Source organism: Mitsuokella apri, assembly GCF_047974105.1.
In the GTDB taxonomy this organism is placed as follows: domain Bacteria; phylum Bacillota; class Negativicutes; order Selenomonadales; family Selenomonadaceae; genus Mitsuokella.
In genome coordinates this window covers 654,249-671,514 of record NZ_JBHYRS010000001.1, presented here as the reverse complement: position 1 = coordinate 671,514, position 17,266 = coordinate 654,249, and the positions used below count along the sequence as shown (strand labels likewise).

Genomic DNA, 17,266 nt, shown 5'->3' with positions numbered 1-17,266 from the left:
GCCGCACATTGTGCAGCGGGGCCTGTCTTTGCTTCTTATTTAAAGAAAGGAAATATTATTTTTCAGGATTGCCGTCAGGGTCCGTGTTCAGCTGATACTGACCGAGCATGGTCGTGAGGTTGTCGCGGTTGAAGCGGTAGCCGTTGCTCGAGAGGTCCTGACCCGGGTCGTAGCGCTGGGATGGAGCATTGAGAATACCGGCAATTGTGTCATAGAGCATATCGTTCGTGAAATAGCGGCTCTCATGGCTGCGCAGCACGTTTGTGCGGGTTGGCAGAGCCTGCTGGTAAGAAGGCGAGAGGTATATCCACATCGGGATGCGGACCATATCAAAGCTGAAGACATCCGGATTATGCGAGATGGTCAGGTTCTCGCCGTGGTCGGAGAAGTAGACCATGGCCTGCAGGTTGAGGTTTTTCTTTGCGTAATCGAAAATCTGCGAGAGGATGTAGTCGGTGTAGAGGATGCTGTTGGCATACGAAGCTTCTGAAGTCATCGTCGAGGAGCCTTCTTCGCCCTGGAATTTGTTGAATTCTTCCGGATAGCGGTTGTTGTAGTAAATGTGGCTGCCCATGATGTGAAGCACGATGAAGTTGTTCTGGCTCGGGTCAACCTGCGAGAGGTAAGGCAGCAGCGTCTCATCGTATTTATCCGAGAAGTTGTAGGAGTCGTCTGTCCATTCGGAGTGGTCGGCTGTCTTGGCGACGAGCGTGATGGCGCTGTCGTACTGGCCGTAGCGGCCCTGATTGCTGAACCAGTAGGTCTTATAGCCCGACTTTTTCGCAACATCGATGATCGAAGCCGAATTGAAGAACTCTTTGTCATTGTACTGACTCTGTTCTGTCAGCGCGCGCTGCAGGACGGGGACGGTCTGTGACCATGAGGAGTAGGCGTTCTGGAAGAACAGGAAATCAGGATTCGTGAGCTGCTGGCTCTGCCAGGGCGTATCGTCGTAGGCATAGTCTGGCGTGAAGGCCTTCATATAATTGCGCGAAGCGGATTCGCCGATGACGACGATGACCGTGCCGGGAGATTTGGCAGCAAGCGTCTGCGTGCCTTCAATCGAAAGGCTCGCGAAACGTTCCTCGTAGTTCAGGCTGTAGGTCTGCGTCTGTTTGACATAGGTATCGACATCATTCCAGAGGTCGGCAATCGAGGTCTGCGGCACGTACCACCAGAGCGAAGCAATCGTGGCGACGACGAGCAGGAACAGAGCGCCCATGCGTCCGGCCGTGGAATCTTCCTCTTCGAGGCGGCGGGCAAAGGCCATGTGGCCGCGCCAGCAGGCATAGAGAAACAGCAGGAGCCCCGCGATGATGATGATGGCCGGCACGACGCCGACATTCGATTCGATGAAGTCAATGCTCTCGCGCCAGTTCGTCAGGTACAGGGCCATGAGCGAGGCCGGTGACAGGCAGTGCCAGACAATGCAGTAATATGCATATTGGATGAACGGGATCACGATGCCGAAGAGATTTAAAAGGGCCATGAGCCCCGCGATGATTTTTTCGTGGCCGAGGCGGAAAAGTGCACCCTCAAGAGAGGTGAGCAGCAAAAATTCAGATGTGCCGACGAGAAAGTCGAAACAAATTTTTGACATATACCAGTCCTGATGATACGTCCAGGTGTAGAGCAGTGGAAAGGCGCTGCACCAGGCAAGCCCTGTAATGAGATTTGGCAGAGTTGCCCAGGAAAATAACGGAACGCGTGTACCGTACTGCACGAGTACGAGCCCGAGCATGACGGGCAGGAAAACCGGGATGAAATAGTCCGCACCCATATCCTGTCCAATATCAATGTAAAAGGCGATTAGGCAGATGTAGTAGATTGCTGCTGCCGTCAGCCAGCGGATGAGACGGTCTTGTCCCTCTGTAGAAATATGCATTGTGTCTTTGACCTCGGTTCCAGCGGCTGCCGCGGCTTTTCACGGACAGCGCTTCAGAATAAAAATCCAGCTTCTTTAATTAATTAGTTGTTTGTCGATTGATAAGAAATCCCGATACATTTTACCTGAAATCGTGTCGTTCGTCAATTTGATAATGGCTCGTAAAATCCGCCGTAATCTGTATAGCGGAGCACAAAGCCGGTGTTTTTGGTTTGTCACGGTGATTTTCATGATTGCCAGACAGGCCGTTCTCTGCTACAATATATACCTGTCACAAGCAAATAAACCACAATATCTAGGGGGAGGCGGAAAGACACTGCACAATATGAGCCGGATTAAGCAGTGTCGTTAGCTATGAATCTGAAGACCGTAACCAAACGCTCCGGGCACACTGTGCCATATAACCGTGAAAAAATTTATCATGCCATCGCTGGGGCAAATAACGATGGCGGCAATACGATGTCCGAAAAAGATATCGACGAGGTGACGAGCCAGGTCGAATGGGATATTCAGGACCGCGACAATGTCAGCGTCGAGGAAATTCAGGATATCGTCGAGCAGGAGCTCATGAAGTACGATTTTTACGATATCGCCAAAAAGTACATCACATACCGTCAGAAGCATGCGGAACGCCGCGCAGCACAGAAACATCTGATGGAGTCGTACCGCGATATCTTCTTTGCGGATTCCGTCGACTCTGACCTCAAGCGCGATAATGCGAACATCAATACGGATGCTTCGATGGGCATCATGCTCAAGCTCGGTGCCGAGGGAGCCAAGCACTTTGTCGACAATTACGTGCTCGATGAGGAATACGCCGAGGCCGACCGCGAGAATTACATCCATATTCACGATAAGGATTTCTCGCTGATTACCTTCAACTGCTGCCAGATTGACCTTTTGAAGCTCTTCCACGGCGGTTTTTCCACGGGCCACGGCTTCCTGCGTGAGCCGAATTCAATTCGCGCCTATGCATCGCTGGCGTGCATCGCCATTCAGTCGAACCAGAATGATATGTTCGGCGGTCAGAGCATCAATGCCTTTGACTACGCGATGGCTGAGGGCGTGCGCAAATCCTTCAAGAAGGCCGTTTACGATGAGGCACACAAGGCTCTGATTTATCGTTTCGGCATGGACCCGTTCCGCGATTTTACTGCGTTCAAGAAGATTTTCAAGGAACATCTCGACCTCACGAAATGCCATTTCACGGAGAGTGATGACGACCCGAAGGCCAAGGAGAGCATCGCGGCCATCATGAAGGCACTCGAAGAGATTCTGGCCGATGAATATCACAAGCCGACGACGGATGTCGTCATTGATGCGAACAACATCTACCATCTGGCCTGCGCCGATGTCATTGAAGAGACGCATCAGGCTATGGAGGCCCTGATTCACAACTTCAACACGCTGCACAGCCGCGCCGGCGCACAGGTGCCGTTCTCGTCCATCAACTACGGCATGGATACGTCGCCTGAAGGCCGCCTCGTCATCAGCGAGGTCCTCAATGCCATCTGGGCGGGCCTCGGCTACGGCGAGACGCCGATTTTCCCGATTTCGGTCTTCCAGCTCAAGGCCGGTGTCAACTACAACCCGGGCGACCCGAACTACGACCTGTTCCTCAAGGCCTGCAAGGTCAGCGCGAAGCGCCTGTTCCCGAACTTCGTCAACATCGACGCGCCGTACAACCTGCAGTACTACAAACCGGGCGATTACAACAGCGTCGTGGCGACGATGGGCTGCCGCACGCGCGTCATGAGCAATGTCAATGGTCCGGAGGAATCGGGCAGCCGCGGCAATTTCTCGTTCACGACGATCAATCTGCCAAAGCTCGCACTCGAGGCCAAGGGCGATCTCAAGAAATTCTGGGAGCTCTACGACCATTATATTGACATCAGCCACGATTACCTGCTCTCACGCCTTGCCATCATCGAGCAGAAGCACGTCTACAACTATCCGTTCCTCATGGGACAGGGCGTCTGGATGGACAGTGAGAAACTGAAGCCAACGGATTCCATCAAGGAAGTCCTGAAGCATGCTTCGTATTCCATCGGTTTCTGCGGCCTTGCCGAATGCCTCAAGGCCCTCATCGGCAAGCATCATGGCGAGAGTGAGGAAGCACAGGAGCTCGGACTCAAAATTGTCGGTCATCTGCGTGAGCGCACGGATGCTTATACGGAAGCGGAACACCGCAATTGGTCGACGTTTGGCACACCGGCAGAATCGACGGCAGGTCAGTTCCAGCGTGCGAACCGCAAAAAATATGGTATTATCCCGGGCGTCACGGACCGCGAGTACATGACGAATTCCTCGCATGTGCCGGTCTACTACCCCATCAAGGCCATCGACAAAATCCGCATCGAGGCGCCGTATCACGCGCTCGAGAATGCCGGCCACATCGCCTACATCGAGATGGACGGCGACCCGTCGAAGAATGTCAAGGCCTTTGAAGCCGTCGTACGCGCCATGCACGATGCCAACATGGGCTATTTCTCCATCAATCATCCGGTGGACCGCGACCCTGTCTGCGGCTACACGGGCATCATCGAGAACGAATGCCCGCACTGCCACCGCAAGGAAATTGAGCGCGGCCACATGGTCGTGCCGCGCATGAAGGCTTAAGGGCATAAGAGAGACAAGTTGTAAACTTGTAACATAACGCCTGATGTTGTAAAATAAAATAGAAGCTCGAAACCGCAGGTTCGCCTGCGGTTTTGTTATATTGTTAAGCATTTGTCATAAGGAGGAATCACGATGAAAGTCATCCACACGAATCAGGCTCCGGCAGCTGTCGGTCCCTACAGTCAGGCCATTGAGGCAAACGGCGTCCTTTACTGCTCAGGGCAGATTGCCATCAATCCGGCGGAGGGAAAGATTGTCGCCACGACGATTGAGGAACAGGCTGAGCAGTGCTGCAAAAATGTTGAGGCCGTGCTCAAGGAAGCAGGCACGGATATGAGTCATGTCGTCAAGACGACGTGTTTCCTCGCAGAAATTGCGGATTTCAAGGCCTTCAATGAAGTCTATGCCAAGCATTTCATCTCGAAACCGGCCAGAAGCTGCGTAGCGGTCAAGGACCTGCCGGCAGGTGCTCTCTGCGAAGTCGAGGTTACAGCTGTATTTTAAGATTTTAATATATACAGCCGTTATCTTAAAATAAAGATTCGGCAACATAAAAACAAAGAGAAGCAAAGATTAAACTTTTGAGAAAAATACTCAAATAGTCTTTCCAACGCATATATTAGTGCTATACTAGGGAATCGAAGGGTGTATGTTATATCCCTTTGATATCATCTCTAGTAATTCTAGTAAAGAGAAGAGGGGTTCTTTATGAAGAAAAAAGCACTTGTAGCAACTCTTGCTGCAATGGCCACGATGGCTACGATGGCAAGTGCTGCTCCGCAGACGCAGTGGCAGCAGGGCGAGTGGCAGCTCGATCTCGGTGCCTGGGCACCAAAAGCAAAGACGGCTGGTCTTGACAGCAGCTCGAAATGGAATTTCAATGGCGGCCTCGGCTATGCTCTGTCCGACAAATGGGCTCTGCGCTATGACTACCATGATCTCAACACGAAGATGAATGACTTCAAGACGACGGGCGATGAGCACGAAGTCAACCTCGCTTACAGCCTCGGCAAGAACGCAGCTGTTTTTGCCGGCTGGAACCGCATCAGCAACAAGTTCGACAACTCCCTGAAAGGCTTCAAGGATACGACGAACAACGTTGCCCAGCTCGGTCTCGCTACGAAGTTTGACATTGCCAAGAATCTGGCTTTCTATGCTGACGGTGCTGTCGGCACGAAGAAGACGTCCCTCTGGGAAACGGGTCTTGCTTACACGATCAACAACGATTGGGACCTCAATGCCGGCTATCGTTACCTCGATACGAAGCTTGATGAAGACAACAACATCAAGTACCGCGGCTTCCTCGTTGGCCTGAGCTATCGCTTCGGCGGCCACAAGGCAGCTCCGGCTCCAGCACCGATTACAGAGCCTGAGCCAGTTGCTCCGGTCGTAGAGACGCCGGTCGTACCGCAGCACGTCTACAATGACTATTATCTCGATACGATTCATTTCGCATCTGACGTAGATACGCCGCTGGCTTCTGAGTCTCAGAAACTTGCTAACTTCGTCGCTGTCGCTAAGGCTCATCCGGATTCCACGTTTAAGCTCATCGGCAACACGGATTCCGATGCTTCGCAGGAATATAACGAAGACCTCTCGAAACGCCGTGTCGATAACGTTGCCAAATACGCTGAGGATAACGGCGTAAGCAGCAGCCGCCTGAACCTCAACTACAAGGGCGAGAACAATCCGGTTGCTTCCAACGCAACGGAGCAGGGCAAGGCTGACAACCGCCGTGTCGATATCTGGGAGCATAAATAATCCCTCATGCTTCATGCATAAAAATAACCCATCGGGCTTTGACCTGATGGGTTATTTTTATAGGAGTGATTAAGCGAAAATCTGATAATAGAGGACGATGAAGAACAGCGCAATCGCGAAGCCGATGCTGACGGCACTGGCGCGTTCGACGAAGACGGCCTGTACTTCCGTGAGTTTTGCATGACGGCGTACATACGTCAGAATCAGAGAGGCCGCTAAAAGGACGTACATCGCGCGGTTCATATTGTCGAAGTTCGCCCAGCCTAAGATGCTGACGATGACGGTCAGCACAATCAGGGCAATGATTGGATAATCCTTGCCGATTTTCGGCTCTTTTTTCTTGTCATCCGGTTTTTTCTTGTCGTAAAGCTTCTTCTGGAGCTTCTTATACTGATTTGCCATGGAATTTTCCCTGCCTTTGCATTTACATTGAATCACTCCATATTATACCGTTTTGTAAACTTTTTTGCAAAAAGAATTGCAGGTGAGGGCGATGATTGTTAAAATATAAGGTACAGCTTTTCTATATATGCTGATTTATGTAAAACTGTAAACTTTCCAATAATTTCTGTCATATGCAGAGCCGCAGGGCTCTAATATGATGCAGGGGGGATTTTTATGATACGAGAACATCGCAGCAGGGGAAAACTTGAGGGCTACTACCGCAAGTTTGTCGAGGATGGCGTCATTGATCCGAATGTTCATCCTTGGGTGGCGGAATCTTGGCTGAAGAGCCGGGAACTCGGCATCGGCACCGAGACGATGGATGTTTCGCGCAAGATGTCAAAAGAGCAGTTTGCCAAGCTGCAGGCCAAGCATAAGGATGCCATCGACTACTTGAGCGGACTCAGCGAAGATATCCGCGAGTTCTTTCAGGAGTACAATCTGTCGCTGCTGCTCATCGATTCGGACTGCCGCGTATTAAAGAGTTATTCGCTGCCGTTCTACCAGATGACGCCGGGTGAGATTGAAGGCGTGCGCGTCGGCATCGAGGATGTTGGCACATCGAGCATCAGTGTGGCCTATGCCCATCAGACGCCGTTTTGGCTGTTCGGGCCGGAGATGTGGGTCAAGGAATGCCAGCTCGGCGATGCCTGCTCGGCACCAATCAAGGTCAACGGGGAATTCCATTACATCATCACGCTGGTTTCCATGGAGCAGGTACCGATGCCGCAGGATGCCATCATCTCCCTGCTGCTGACGATGAAAAATGCCTTGGAGGCGCATCTGACGGAGGCCGTGCGCATCAAGGCGGAGGAGGCCATCCTCGATGCGACGCCGTTTGCCGTGTATCATGTCATGCCGGGCGGCGAAGTCGCCTATGCGAACAAGCTCGGCCATACGCGCCTTGAGGGCATCGGCGCGAAGAAAGGCGAGGACAGGAAGTACACGTCGAATCTCAACGATGTCATCATGAACTACCAGCATACGCCGATTTACAAAGGCTTTAACGGTGTTCCCTCCTATAATAAGGAAGTCACCTGGATTACGCCGAAGAAGACGTATGAGGATATCACGACGGTCGTGCCGCTCGAACGCGATGCGGACCGCGCTGTGGAATCCGTCGTCGTCGTTTCGATGCCCATTGAGGATTTGCGCACACTCGTCGCGCACGCTGCCGGCTATACGGCAAAATACAGCCTCAATTCGATGGTCGGCGAGGGTACGACTTTCGCGAGTGTCCGCGCCAAGGCGGCACGCGTGGCCAAGAACAAGCATCATATCCTGATTCAGGGTGAGGCCGGCACTGGCAAGCAGCGCATGGCACATGGCATCCATCAGGCCAGCCCGCGCGCTGCGGGGCCGCTCATCACGCTGCGCTGCGGCGATGCGACGCCGGAAATCCTCGAGCAGGAACTCTTCGGCATTGTCATGGGGCCGGATGTCAGCCATCAGGGCCGGCTGGAGCTCGCCTCCGGCGGTACGCTCTTCCTCGATGAAATCGAGAAACTGCCGCGCACGATTGCTGTCGAGCTTGCTCATGCTCTCAAGACGGGTAAGACTCACCGCATCGGCGAAAATGTCGAACGCGACATCGATGTGCGCATCATCGCTGCCTGTGACAGCGACCTCAAGCGCCTGACGGAACGCGGCCTCTTTTCCCCGGAGCTCTATGAAATCGTCTCGAAGAGCGTCGTGCGCGTACCGCCGCTTCGGAGCCGCCGCGAGGATATTCCGAAACTCGCGGACCACATTGTGGCAGAACTTGCGGAACAGCATCAGATGAGACCAAAGCGCATTCTGCCGGAGACGGCTGAGGTACTGGAAGAATACGACTGGCCGGGCAACATCAAGCAGCTGCAGAGTGTGCTGGAATATGCGTTCTTTAATACGCCGAAAAACACGATTGCACCGGAGGATATCAGCCTTATGGGCGACGTCAAGCCGGACAACAAATGGAAGGAAGACAAAGAGGTCTTCGTCAAGGCCTGGCAGGCAGCCGGCGGCAATGTCAGCCGTCTCGCAAATCTCCTGAATGTCAGCCGCGTGACGCTTTACCGCTATCTCAAGAAGTACAACCTTGAGAAAAAATGAAACAGGGTACACTAGAACATAAGGGATAATCAAATCATCGCGAAAGGATAAGGAAAACTGTGCGTTTAAGAAGAAAACCGTGGGTGGATGAAGCCATTCACGAATTTGATGATTTTGTCGTGAGCCGTGACCAGGAAATCGGCGAGGAGAAGAAGGGCAAATGGGCGGAAATCTTTGGCCGTCAGGCCCCTCTTCATGTTGAGCTCGGCACGGGCAAGGGCGATTTCATCAGTCAGATGGCGGAGCGCCATCCGGAAATCAATTTTATCGGCATTGAGATGCAGCAGGATGTGCTGTATTCCGCTGCCAAAAAGATTGCGGAGAAAGAACTCAAGAATGTGCGTCTGCTCGTCTTTGACATCAACCATATTGAAGATATTTTCGCCGAGGGCGAAGTTGACCGCTTCTACATCAACTTCTGCGACCCATGGCCGAAAAAGCGTCATGCCAAACGCCGTCTGACGCATGTGGGCTTCCTTGAAAAGTACCGCCGTCTGCTCAAAAAGCCCGGCGAGCTCCACTTCAAGACGGATAACCGTCCCTTGTTTGACTTTTCGCTTGAGCAGTTTGCCGAGGCCGGACTCAAGGTGCAGGATGTTTCGTATGACCTGCACGCGGAGAACCGCCCGGACAATATCATGACGGAGTACGAGCGCAAATTCAGCGGTTTTGGTGAGAAAATCAACCGCTGCGAGGTTATTTTCGAGGCTCCGGCCGAGGGCGCCGCTGCAGAACAGGATGAGCATACGGCTCAGAAAGAGGATTAAGGGGGCATTTTGATGCTGATTCGCAAAACGCCGTGGCGTAATGAATCAGAACCCGTCATTGTCATCATGGCGGTCCTGCTCCTGCTGGGCACCATCAATGTCTTCAGCTCGAGCTTCGTCCTCGCTACGACGAGCTTCAACAATCCGTATTATTTCCTGATCCGCCATGTCGTCTGGCTGATCTTGGGCATTGCCGTGTGCTTTGCCTGCAGCCGCATTAATTATCACCGCTGGCAGAGCATCACGCAGTGGCTGCTGATTATCACGATAGGGGCCCTCGTGCTGGTCCTCGGCGTCGGCACGGTTGTCAATGGCGCGAGACGCTGGCTGTCCTTTGCGGGCTTCAGCGTGCAGCCGGCCGAATTTGCCAAGCTTACGGCCATCCTGATTGCGGCGAAATTTCTGACGGTCATGATGAAGATGGAGAAGAAAATCAATCTGCTCAAAGCACCGCCGTACTGGATCATTATTGTCATGGCAGGTCTCGTCGAATTGGAACCGGATATGGGCACGGCCTGCATCGTTTTGGGCGTGCCTCTGCTCATGGCCTTTCTCGTCGGCATCCCCTGGAAACAGGTCAAGGTCTTGTTTTTTGTCGTCATTGGCAGTATCGGGGGACTCATCATCCTGCAGCCGTACCGCTTAAAGCGCGTGCTCATCACGTATGATCCGTGGAGCGATGCACAGGGAGTCGGCTATCAGGCCGTACAGTCGATGTCGACCATCGGTTCGGGCGGCCTCTGGGGCATGGGCCTCGGCGAGGGCGTCAGCAAGTACGAATATCTGCCAGAGGCTCATACGGACTTTGCCTTTGCTATTTTCGCGCAGGAACACGGCTATCTCGGTGTCCTGCTTGTCATTCTGCTGTTCTTCATGCTGGCCGTCTGCTGCTATTACATCTCGGCCCGTGCCCGCGATATCTACGGCCAGATTTTGACACTCGGCATCATGCTGCTCGTCGTCGGACAGGCCGCAGGCAATCTCTTTATGGTCAGCGGCACGTTCCCTGTCGTCGGCATCCCGCTGCCGTTTATCAGTTATGGCGGTTCATCACTGCTCGTTACGATGGCATCCATGGGAATTTTGCTGAATATCTGCCATCACGGTTTCCAGACAAACCATGAGTCGGATTTGCCGCAGACACCGCCGGCAGAGGCAAAAGAGCCCGTGGCACCGCCTCTGCACCTTGTCAAATGATACTTGTTTTGACCGATTTATGCGCAATGTGTTAAAATAGGGATTATAGACTATATCGATTATGGTACGGGTGCTTTTGAGAGAGGTGTTTGCGTTTGCGAAATCCATTTCATTTTGTGATTCCTTTGGCAGCGGCGTTCCTCCTGCTCTCCTTTTCGACGGACGCGATGGCATCATCCATCCTGGTCCGGCAGGGATCTCGCGGTCAGGCTGTGCGTCAGGTCCAGAGCCTGCTCATTGAGCAGGGCTGGCTTCAGGGAACAGCCGATGGCATCTGCGGCAATCAGACGGTGAATGCCATAAAATCCTTCCAGAAGGCGAAGGGCCTTACGGTAGACGGCATCTGCGGCAATGGCACATATGCAGTGCTGTCGGGCGGTCAGGAATATGAATCGTCGGACGATGACGGCACGGCCATGTATGTCAATGCGACGGGATACAGTGCCTACGACCCGGGCAACTGTGCGTATACAGCTATGGGAACGCACGTGCGTCATGGCATTATTGCCGTAGACCCGAATGTCATCCCGCTCGGCACACATGTCTATATTCCCGGTTACGGTGATGCCGTGGCCGAGGATATCGGCGGCGCGATTCACGGACACCGCATCGATGTCGCATTTGACACGCGTGCAGAGGCACTGGCTTTTGGCCGTCAGGACATTGAAATTTACATCAAAGATTAAAAATCGAAAAAGATACATGAGAAAACGCAGCTTTCGGCTGCGTTTTTTGTATACAGTGAAAGTGTAAACCCATACATTCCTGCTGTGAACTTTCCTAATATAAATTCCGCGACAACGATACATGGAGTGATAGAAAACAGTAAAAGTTCATTTCAGAAAAACAAAAACGGCTGATTAGTACATTTTTTTAGCACAAAAGTATTGACTAATGTAAAGCTGTAAACTATAATAAATTCATCGCAATCGCAATAAGAGAATTGCAAGGGAGAGAAAAGGGAGGAATTCATATGAATTTCAGCAAGAAAGGTCTGAAACTCGCCAGCGTCCTCGTGGGCACGATGCTCATGGGCGGCGTGCTCGCTGGCTGCGGCAGCCAGTCCGACAGCAACGAGATCAAGGTCGGCGCGAACTTCGAGATGACCGGCAACGTTGCGAACTATGGTTCGGCATCGCTCGACGGCCTCAAGCTCGCAGTCGATGAGATCAACGATGCCGGCGGCATTGACGGCAAAAAGATCACGCTTGTCACGGCCGATAATAAATCCGAGGCTTCTGAGGCAGTCAATGCTGCTACGAAGCTCATCTCGGACGATAAGGTTTCCGTCCTCGTCGGTCCTGCTGTAACGGCAAACGTCATTGCAGAGTCGCAGGTCGCTACGGACAACAAAGTGCCAATCATTGCACCGGATGCCACGAGCCCGGATGTTACGGTTGAAAATGGCAAAGTAAAGCCGTTCGTCTTCCGCAGCTGCTTCATCGACCCGCAGCAGGGCACGGTTATGGCAAAATTCGCCAGTGAGAACCTCAAGGCTAAGACGGCTGTCATCTATGTCGATAACAGTACGGACTATTCCAAGAGCCTTGGCAAGGTATTCAAGGAGAAATTTGAAGCTGCCGGCGGCAAAGTCGTCATGGAAGAAGCCTTCCTTGCGAAGGATCAGGACTTCAAGGCTACGCTGACGAAGCTCAAGACGGCCAATGCCGATGTCATCTTCGTTCCGGCTTATTATGAAGAAGTCGGCAAGATTGTCAAGCAGGCCCGCGAGCTCGGCATCACCTGCCCAATCCTCGGTACGGATGGCTGGGATGATTCGAAAGTTGCCGATATCGCCGGTGCAGATGCCCTGAACAACACGTACTTCTGCACGCATTATTCCGATAAGGATGAATCCGTAAAACCGTTCGTTGAAGCTTTCAAGAATAAGTACGGCCATATGCCGAACGTATTCGCAGCCCTTGGCTACGATGCCGGCAAGATGCTTGCCGATGCCATCAAACGCGCTGGCAGCAGCGATCCTGAGAAGATCCAGAAGGCTCTTGAGGAGACGAAAGACCTTCAGGTCGGCACGGGTACCATCACGATGGATAAGAACCATAATCCGATCAAGCAGGCCGTTATCCTGCAGAACAAAGATGGCGACCGCGTAATGGTAGCTAAGATCATGCCGGATTCTGAGGACTGATCCATAGTCCTATACGGAAAAGCCTTCACCTCTCTTTGAGGGAGGGCTTTTCTCTTTTATATGTCTTTATAATATGTAAGTTTTATTTTGTCATTCCTGTCATTTTGTCATTTTCAGAAGGGAGTTAATCCTATGGAAATCCTGCATCAAATTCTGCAGCAGTTCATCAATGGCATATCGCTGGGCAGTATTTATGCACTCATAGCGTTAGGCTACACGATGATATATGGCATCATTAAGCTCATCAACTTCGCGCACGGCGATATCTACATGGTGGGCGCCTATATCGGTTTTTTCTCCATCACGCAGGCACATCTTTCCATTGTGCCGTCCTTGCTCATTTCACTCGTCGTCACGGGCTTTCTCGGTATGCTTGTCGAGCGTCTCGCTTATAAGCCGCTGCGTCATGCACCGCGTATCTCCGTGCTGATTACGGCTATCGGCGTATCGTTTTTCCTCGAATATACGACGATGTATTTCGTCTCGCCGACACCGCGCACGTTCCCGGCGATGTTCGGTGATGTCGCCGTGACGATTGGCGGCATTGTCATTAACGGTCAGCAGATGCTGATTCTCGGCATTACGGCCGTACTCATGGTCATCCTGACTTATATTGTCCAGAAGACGAAGACGGGCAAGGCCATGCGCGCTGCTTCGTTTGATACGGAGACGGCTGAGCTCATGGGCATCAACTCCGACCGCATCATTTCGATTACGTTCGGCATTGGCTCGGCCCTTGCCGCTGTCGCCGGTGTGCTCGTCGGCATTTACTACAATTCCATCGACCCGCTCATGGGCATCATGCCGGGCCTCAAGGCCTTCGTCGCAGCCGTACTCGGCGGCATCGGCATTCTGCCGGGCGCTGTCGTCGGCGGCCTGATTCTCGGCGTCGTTGAGGCCTTTGTTTCGGGCTTCATTTCCTCGACGTTCCGCGATGCTGCGGCTTTTGCCATCCTGATTCTCGTGCTGCTCATCCGTCCGGCCGGCATCTTTGGCAAGAATACGAAAGAAAAGGTTTAAGGAGGGGAGCATATGAAATACTTACGAAAAAATGACTGCATCATGCTCGTCTTCGCCGTCGTTCTGTTTGCAGTTCTGCAGTTTTTGATATCGGAGCGCATCCTGAGTTCATTCTGGCAGCTTAATCTGCTGATTATCGGTATTAACATCATTCTGGCTGCGAGCCTGAACCTCATCAACGGCTATACAGGGCAGTTTTCACTCGGCCATGCCGGCTTTATGGCGGTCGGCGCTTATGTCGGCGTCGTCTTGACGGCTAATTTCCACATGCCGTTTGCCGTCGCCCTGATTGCGGGCGGCATTGCGGCCGGTTTCCTCGGCTTCCTCGTCGGCATTCCGACACTGCGCCTGCGCGGCGATTATCTCGCCATCGCCACACTGGGCCTCGGCGAAATCATCCGCATCGTCATCATGAACATCCAGTATGTCGGCGGTGCGGCCGGTTTCAAGGGCATCCCGCATCACACGACGTTTGCCTGGGTCTTCTTCATCATGCTGTTTACGCTGTTCTTCATCAAGAACTTCGTCAATTCGAATCACGGCCGTGCCTGCCTTGCCATCCGCGAGAATGAGATTGCGGCCGAGTCGATGGGCGTCAACACGACGAAGTACAAGGTCATGGCCTTTACGATTGGCGCGGCGTTTGCCGGTGTCGCAGGCGGACTTTTCGCACATTGCTTCTATTTAATCAGTCCGGCTTCGTTCACGTTTATGCAGACATTCAATTATCTCATCATGGTCGTCATGGGCGGTCTCGGCTCCATCACGGGCTCGATTGCCGGTGCTTTTGTCGTCACGTTCATTTCGGCAGCTCTCGCCAGCTGGCCGGAATTCCGCATGATTATTTATGCCATCACGCTGATTCTCCTGATGTTCTACCGTCCGCAGGGCCTGTTCGGCTACATGGAAATCACGAATATGGGCATTTTCCGCCGCATTTTCAAGAAAGGGGAGACGTCTCATGAGTGAGCTTTTACGCACCGAGAATGTCTCGGAGGTATTCGGCGGCCTCAAGGCTGTCACGGACTTCAATATTCATCTTGACCGCGGCGAGCTCGTCGGCCTCATCGGCCCGAACGGTGCCGGCAAGACAACGGCCTTCAATATGCTGACCGGTGTTTATCAGCCGACGACGGGCAGCATCACATTTGAGGGCAAGAGCATCGTCGGCCTCAAGCCCTATGAAGTCACGCAGCGCGGCATCGCGCGCACATTCCAGAATATCCGCTTGTTCTCGGAACTCACGGTCCTCGAGAATGTCAAGATTGCCTTCCATTATCACGTCAAGTACAGCGTGCTTGAGGCCGTTTTCCGCGTGGGCCGTTATTTCAAAGAGGAAGAGCGGATTGAGGAAGAAGCCCATAAACTCCTCAAGATTTTCCATCTGGATGATAAGGCCAATGAAGTTGCCAAGAATCTGCCGTACGGTGCCCAGCGCCGCCTTGAGATTGCCCGCGCCCTTGCGGCCAAGCCAAAACTCCTGCTGCTCGACGAGCCGGCTGCCGGCATGAACCCGCAGGAGACGAAGGAACTCATGGAGATGATCCGCTGGATCCGTAAGGAATTCGGCCTGACCATCCTGCTCATCGAACACGATATGAGCCTCGTCATGGGTATCTGCGAACGCATCTATGTACTCGAGTACGGCGAAATCATCGCGCAGGGTACGCCAGCTGAAATCAAGGAAAATCCGGAAGTCATCCGCGCTTACCTTGGCGCTGAGAACTGATGCTGGATTTGGGCAAATTATAGAATATACAGGATGTACGGAAAGCAGGTATGTATATGGCAGAACCGATGCTGAAAATCGATAATATTGACGTATATTACGGTGCCATCCATGCGCTTAAGGGCATCAGCCTCGAAGTCAATGAGGGTGAGATTGTCACGCTGATTGGTGCCAATGGTGCCGGCAAGTCGACGACGCTGCGCACGATTTCAGGCCTTTTGAAGCCGAAAAACGGCGGCATCACGTTTCAGGGAGAGAATATTGCAGGCGTTCGCGCGCATGAAATCGTCAAGAAGGGCATTTCTCAGGTCCCTGAGGGACGCCGCGTTTTTGCCGAAATGACCGTCATGGAAAATCTGGACCTCGGTGCCTTTGTGCGCAAGGACAAAGAGGGTATCCGTCAGGACCTTAAGAAGGTCTTTGAACTCTTCCCGCGCCTTGAAGAACGCAAAAATCAGTCGGCCGGCACGCTTTCAGGCGGTGAACAGCAGATGCTGGCCATGGGGCGCGCGCTCATGAGCCGGCCGAAGCTTTTGCTGCTCGATGAGCCGTCGATGGGCCTCGCGCCGCTTCTTATCAAGGAAATCTTCAATATCATTGTCGACATCAACAAGAGCGGCACGACGGTCCTGCTTGTCGAGCAGAACGCCAATATGGCCCTTTCCATCGCGAACCGCGCTTATGTCCTTGAGACGGGCCGCATCACGCTCTCTGGCAGTGCACAGGAGCTCGCGGCCAGCGAGGATGTCCGCAAGGCCTATCTTGGCGGCTGATGCCCCGCGCATCGCGTGTGCTGAGGATGTTTCAGGATATTGGAACGAAATCATGGGATAAATAGTACTGCCTGCTGGCAGGAAACTGCCGGCAGATGGCGAATTCTCTTAACAGCAGTAAATTGCAGAGGGGGATTTTAGATGTTTGTAGCAAATCGCATGGCAAAAAATCCAGTGACGGTTTCACCGGATACACCCGTCGATGAAGCGGCTTCGGCCATGAAGAAGGGCCATTTCCGCCGCCTGCCGGTCGTGGAAGAAGGCAAGCTCGTTGGCTTTTTGTCGGATAAGGACATCATGCGCGTCGCACCGTCGCCGGCAACGACGCTTTCGCGTTATGAAGCGCGTTCGCTTCTCGCCAAGCTCAAGATTGGCGATATCATGAATAAGGAAGTCATTTCCGTCAATGAGGATGCGACGATTGAAGAAGCCGCGCTCATCATGTACAATCACAAGATTGGCGGCCTGCCGGTCGTCTCGAGTGTCGGTGCTGTTGTCGGCGTCATCACGGAGACGGATATCTTCAAGACATTTGTCGATGTCATGGGCCTGCAGGAAGGCAAGACACGCCTGACGCTGCTCGTCGATAATAAAGTCGGTGTTGTTTACGACATTGCCGGCATTTTCACGGAGTGCGGCCTGTCCATCGACAGCCTCGTGACCTGCCGACAGCCGTACGGCAAATACGAGATTGTCGTGCGCGGCGATATCCCCAACGTCGAGGAAATCTCCGCGAAGATCAAAGCCAAGGGGTATGAGATCATCCATACAGCCCGCATTGGCTGACGGATAAGACAGGATACATCCCTGTAAAATCGCATAGAATAAGCT

General features: G+C 52.9%; 15 protein-coding genes. 13 read left to right on the top strand and 2 right to left on the bottom strand.

Features of this window, described 5'->3' with window-relative positions:
• Positions 1–55: 55 nt before the first annotated feature.
• A complete protein-coding gene (locus ACE419_RS03130; RefSeq protein ID WP_435720951.1) occupies positions 56–1,885 on the bottom strand; it encodes a phosphoethanolamine transferase in 1,830 nt (609 codons plus the stop codon).
• A gap of 354 nt (positions 1,886–2,239) precedes the next feature.
• Here ACE419_RS03130 and ACE419_RS03125 point away from each other — a divergent pair, with 354 nt between their 5' ends.
• From ACE419_RS03125 to ACE419_RS03115, 3 genes are all read left to right on the top strand, one after another.
• Complete coding sequence (locus tag ACE419_RS03125) at positions 2,240–4,504, top strand: anaerobic ribonucleoside triphosphate reductase (protein ID WP_435720950.1); 2,265 nt, start codon at positions 2,240–2,242, stop codon at positions 4,502–4,504.
• Positions 4,505–4,636: 132 nt separating this feature from the next.
• Positions 4,637–5,008: a RidA family protein gene (locus ACE419_RS03120; protein ID WP_432647837.1), complete on the top strand. Its 372-nt coding sequence runs from the start codon at positions 4,637–4,639 to the stop codon at positions 5,006–5,008.
• Between the two features lie 204 nt (positions 5,009–5,212).
• Entirely contained in the window at positions 5,213–6,265 is a 1,053-nt protein-coding gene (locus ACE419_RS03115) for an OmpA family protein (protein WP_435720949.1), read from the top strand.
• Positions 6,266–6,334: 69 nt separating this feature from the next.
• Here the strand turns inward: ACE419_RS03115 and ACE419_RS03110 are convergent, their stop codons facing one another.
• The gene (locus ACE419_RS03110) at positions 6,335–6,667 is read right to left on the bottom strand and encodes a hypothetical protein (RefSeq protein WP_432646285.1); all 333 of its coding nucleotides are present in this window, start codon (positions 6,665–6,667) and stop codon (positions 6,335–6,337) included.
• 216 nt (positions 6,668–6,883) lie between these two features.
• On the opposite strand from ACE419_RS03110, the gene ACE419_RS03105 reads away from it, so the two are divergent.
• The 10 genes from ACE419_RS03105 (at position 6,884) to ACE419_RS03060 (ending at position 17,221) form a co-directional block, all read left to right on the top strand.
• Complete coding sequence (locus ACE419_RS03105; RefSeq protein WP_435720948.1) at positions 6,884–8,800, top strand: sigma 54-interacting transcriptional regulator; 1,917 nt, start codon at positions 6,884–6,886, stop codon at positions 8,798–8,800.
• 59 nt (positions 8,801–8,859) lie between these two features.
• A complete protein-coding gene (gene trmB / locus ACE419_RS03100) occupies positions 8,860–9,567 on the top strand; it encodes a tRNA (guanosine(46)-N7)-methyltransferase TrmB (RefSeq protein WP_432646283.1) in 708 nt (235 codons plus the stop codon).
• A gap of 12 nt (positions 9,568–9,579) precedes the next feature.
• Positions 9,580–10,764, top strand: coding sequence for an FtsW/RodA/SpoVE family cell cycle protein (locus ACE419_RS03095; RefSeq protein ID WP_432646282.1), 1,185 nt, complete (start codon positions 9,580–9,582; stop codon positions 10,762–10,764).
• 167 nt (positions 10,765–10,931) lie between these two features.
• Complete coding sequence (locus tag ACE419_RS03090) at positions 10,932–11,450, top strand: peptidoglycan-binding protein (protein ID WP_432646288.1); 519 nt, start codon at positions 10,932–10,934, stop codon at positions 11,448–11,450.
• 287 nt (positions 11,451–11,737) lie between these two features.
• Positions 11,738–12,913 carry an ABC transporter substrate-binding protein gene (locus ACE419_RS03085; protein ID WP_432646281.1) on the top strand — a complete coding sequence of 392 codons (1,176 nt, stop codon included), beginning with the start codon at positions 11,738–11,740 and terminating at the stop codon, positions 12,911–12,913.
• Positions 12,914–13,045: 132 nt separating this feature from the next.
• Positions 13,046–13,933 carry a branched-chain amino acid ABC transporter permease gene (locus ACE419_RS03080; RefSeq protein WP_432646280.1) on the top strand — a complete coding sequence of 296 codons (888 nt, stop codon included), beginning with the start codon at positions 13,046–13,048 and terminating at the stop codon, positions 13,931–13,933.
• A 12-nt stretch (positions 13,934–13,945) separates the two neighbouring features.
• Positions 13,946–14,902, top strand: coding sequence for a branched-chain amino acid ABC transporter permease (locus ACE419_RS03075; RefSeq protein WP_432646279.1), 957 nt, complete (start codon positions 13,946–13,948; stop codon positions 14,900–14,902).
• The gene (locus tag ACE419_RS03070) at positions 14,895–15,662 is read left to right on the top strand and encodes an ABC transporter ATP-binding protein (protein WP_432646278.1); all 768 of its coding nucleotides are present in this window, start codon (positions 14,895–14,897) and stop codon (positions 15,660–15,662) included. The genes ACE419_RS03075 and ACE419_RS03070 overlap by 8 nt, the downstream gene beginning before the upstream one ends.
• Positions 15,663–15,718: 56 nt before the next feature.
• Positions 15,719–16,435, top strand: coding sequence for an ABC transporter ATP-binding protein (locus tag ACE419_RS03065; protein ID WP_432646277.1), 717 nt, complete (start codon positions 15,719–15,721; stop codon positions 16,433–16,435).
• A 141-nt stretch (positions 16,436–16,576) separates the two neighbouring features.
• Positions 16,577–17,221: a CBS domain-containing protein gene (locus ACE419_RS03060; protein ID WP_432646276.1), complete on the top strand. Its 645-nt coding sequence runs from the start codon at positions 16,577–16,579 to the stop codon at positions 17,219–17,221.
• The last annotated feature ends 45 nt before the right edge of the window (positions 17,222–17,266 follow it).

What these genes read in the sequence shown, in the direction of transcription:
- ACE419_RS03130 (WP_435720951.1), bottom strand. Translation starts at nt 1,885, where the DNA reads ATGCATATTTCTACAGAGGGACAAGACCGTCTCATCCGCTGGCTGACG.
- ACE419_RS03125 (WP_435720950.1), top strand. Translation starts at nt 2,240, where the DNA reads ATGAATCTGAAGACCGTAACCAAACGCTCCGGGCACACTGTGCCATAT.
- ACE419_RS03120 (WP_432647837.1), top strand. Translation starts at nt 4,637, where the DNA reads ATGAAAGTCATCCACACGAATCAGGCTCCGGCAGCTGTCGGTCCCTAC.
- ACE419_RS03115 (WP_435720949.1), top strand. Translation starts at nt 5,213, where the DNA reads ATGAAGAAAAAAGCACTTGTAGCAACTCTTGCTGCAATGGCCACGATG.
- ACE419_RS03110 (WP_432646285.1), bottom strand. Translation starts at nt 6,667, where the DNA reads ATGGCAAATCAGTATAAGAAGCTCCAGAAGAAGCTTTACGACAAGAAA.
- ACE419_RS03105 (WP_435720948.1), top strand. Translation starts at nt 6,884, where the DNA reads ATGATACGAGAACATCGCAGCAGGGGAAAACTTGAGGGCTACTACCGC.
- ACE419_RS03095 (WP_432646282.1), top strand. Translation starts at nt 9,580, where the DNA reads ATGCTGATTCGCAAAACGCCGTGGCGTAATGAATCAGAACCCGTCATT.
- ACE419_RS03090 (WP_432646288.1), top strand. Translation starts at nt 10,932, where the DNA reads ATGGCATCATCCATCCTGGTCCGGCAGGGATCTCGCGGTCAGGCTGTG.
- ACE419_RS03085 (WP_432646281.1), top strand. Translation starts at nt 11,738, where the DNA reads ATGAATTTCAGCAAGAAAGGTCTGAAACTCGCCAGCGTCCTCGTGGGC.
- ACE419_RS03080 (WP_432646280.1), top strand. Translation starts at nt 13,046, where the DNA reads ATGGAAATCCTGCATCAAATTCTGCAGCAGTTCATCAATGGCATATCG.
- ACE419_RS03075 (WP_432646279.1), top strand. Translation starts at nt 13,946, where the DNA reads ATGAAATACTTACGAAAAAATGACTGCATCATGCTCGTCTTCGCCGTC.
- ACE419_RS03070 (WP_432646278.1), top strand. Translation starts at nt 14,895, where the DNA reads ATGAGTGAGCTTTTACGCACCGAGAATGTCTCGGAGGTATTCGGCGGC.
- ACE419_RS03065 (WP_432646277.1), top strand. Translation starts at nt 15,719, where the DNA reads ATGGCAGAACCGATGCTGAAAATCGATAATATTGACGTATATTACGGT.
- ACE419_RS03060 (WP_432646276.1), top strand. Translation starts at nt 16,577, where the DNA reads ATGTTTGTAGCAAATCGCATGGCAAAAAATCCAGTGACGGTTTCACCG.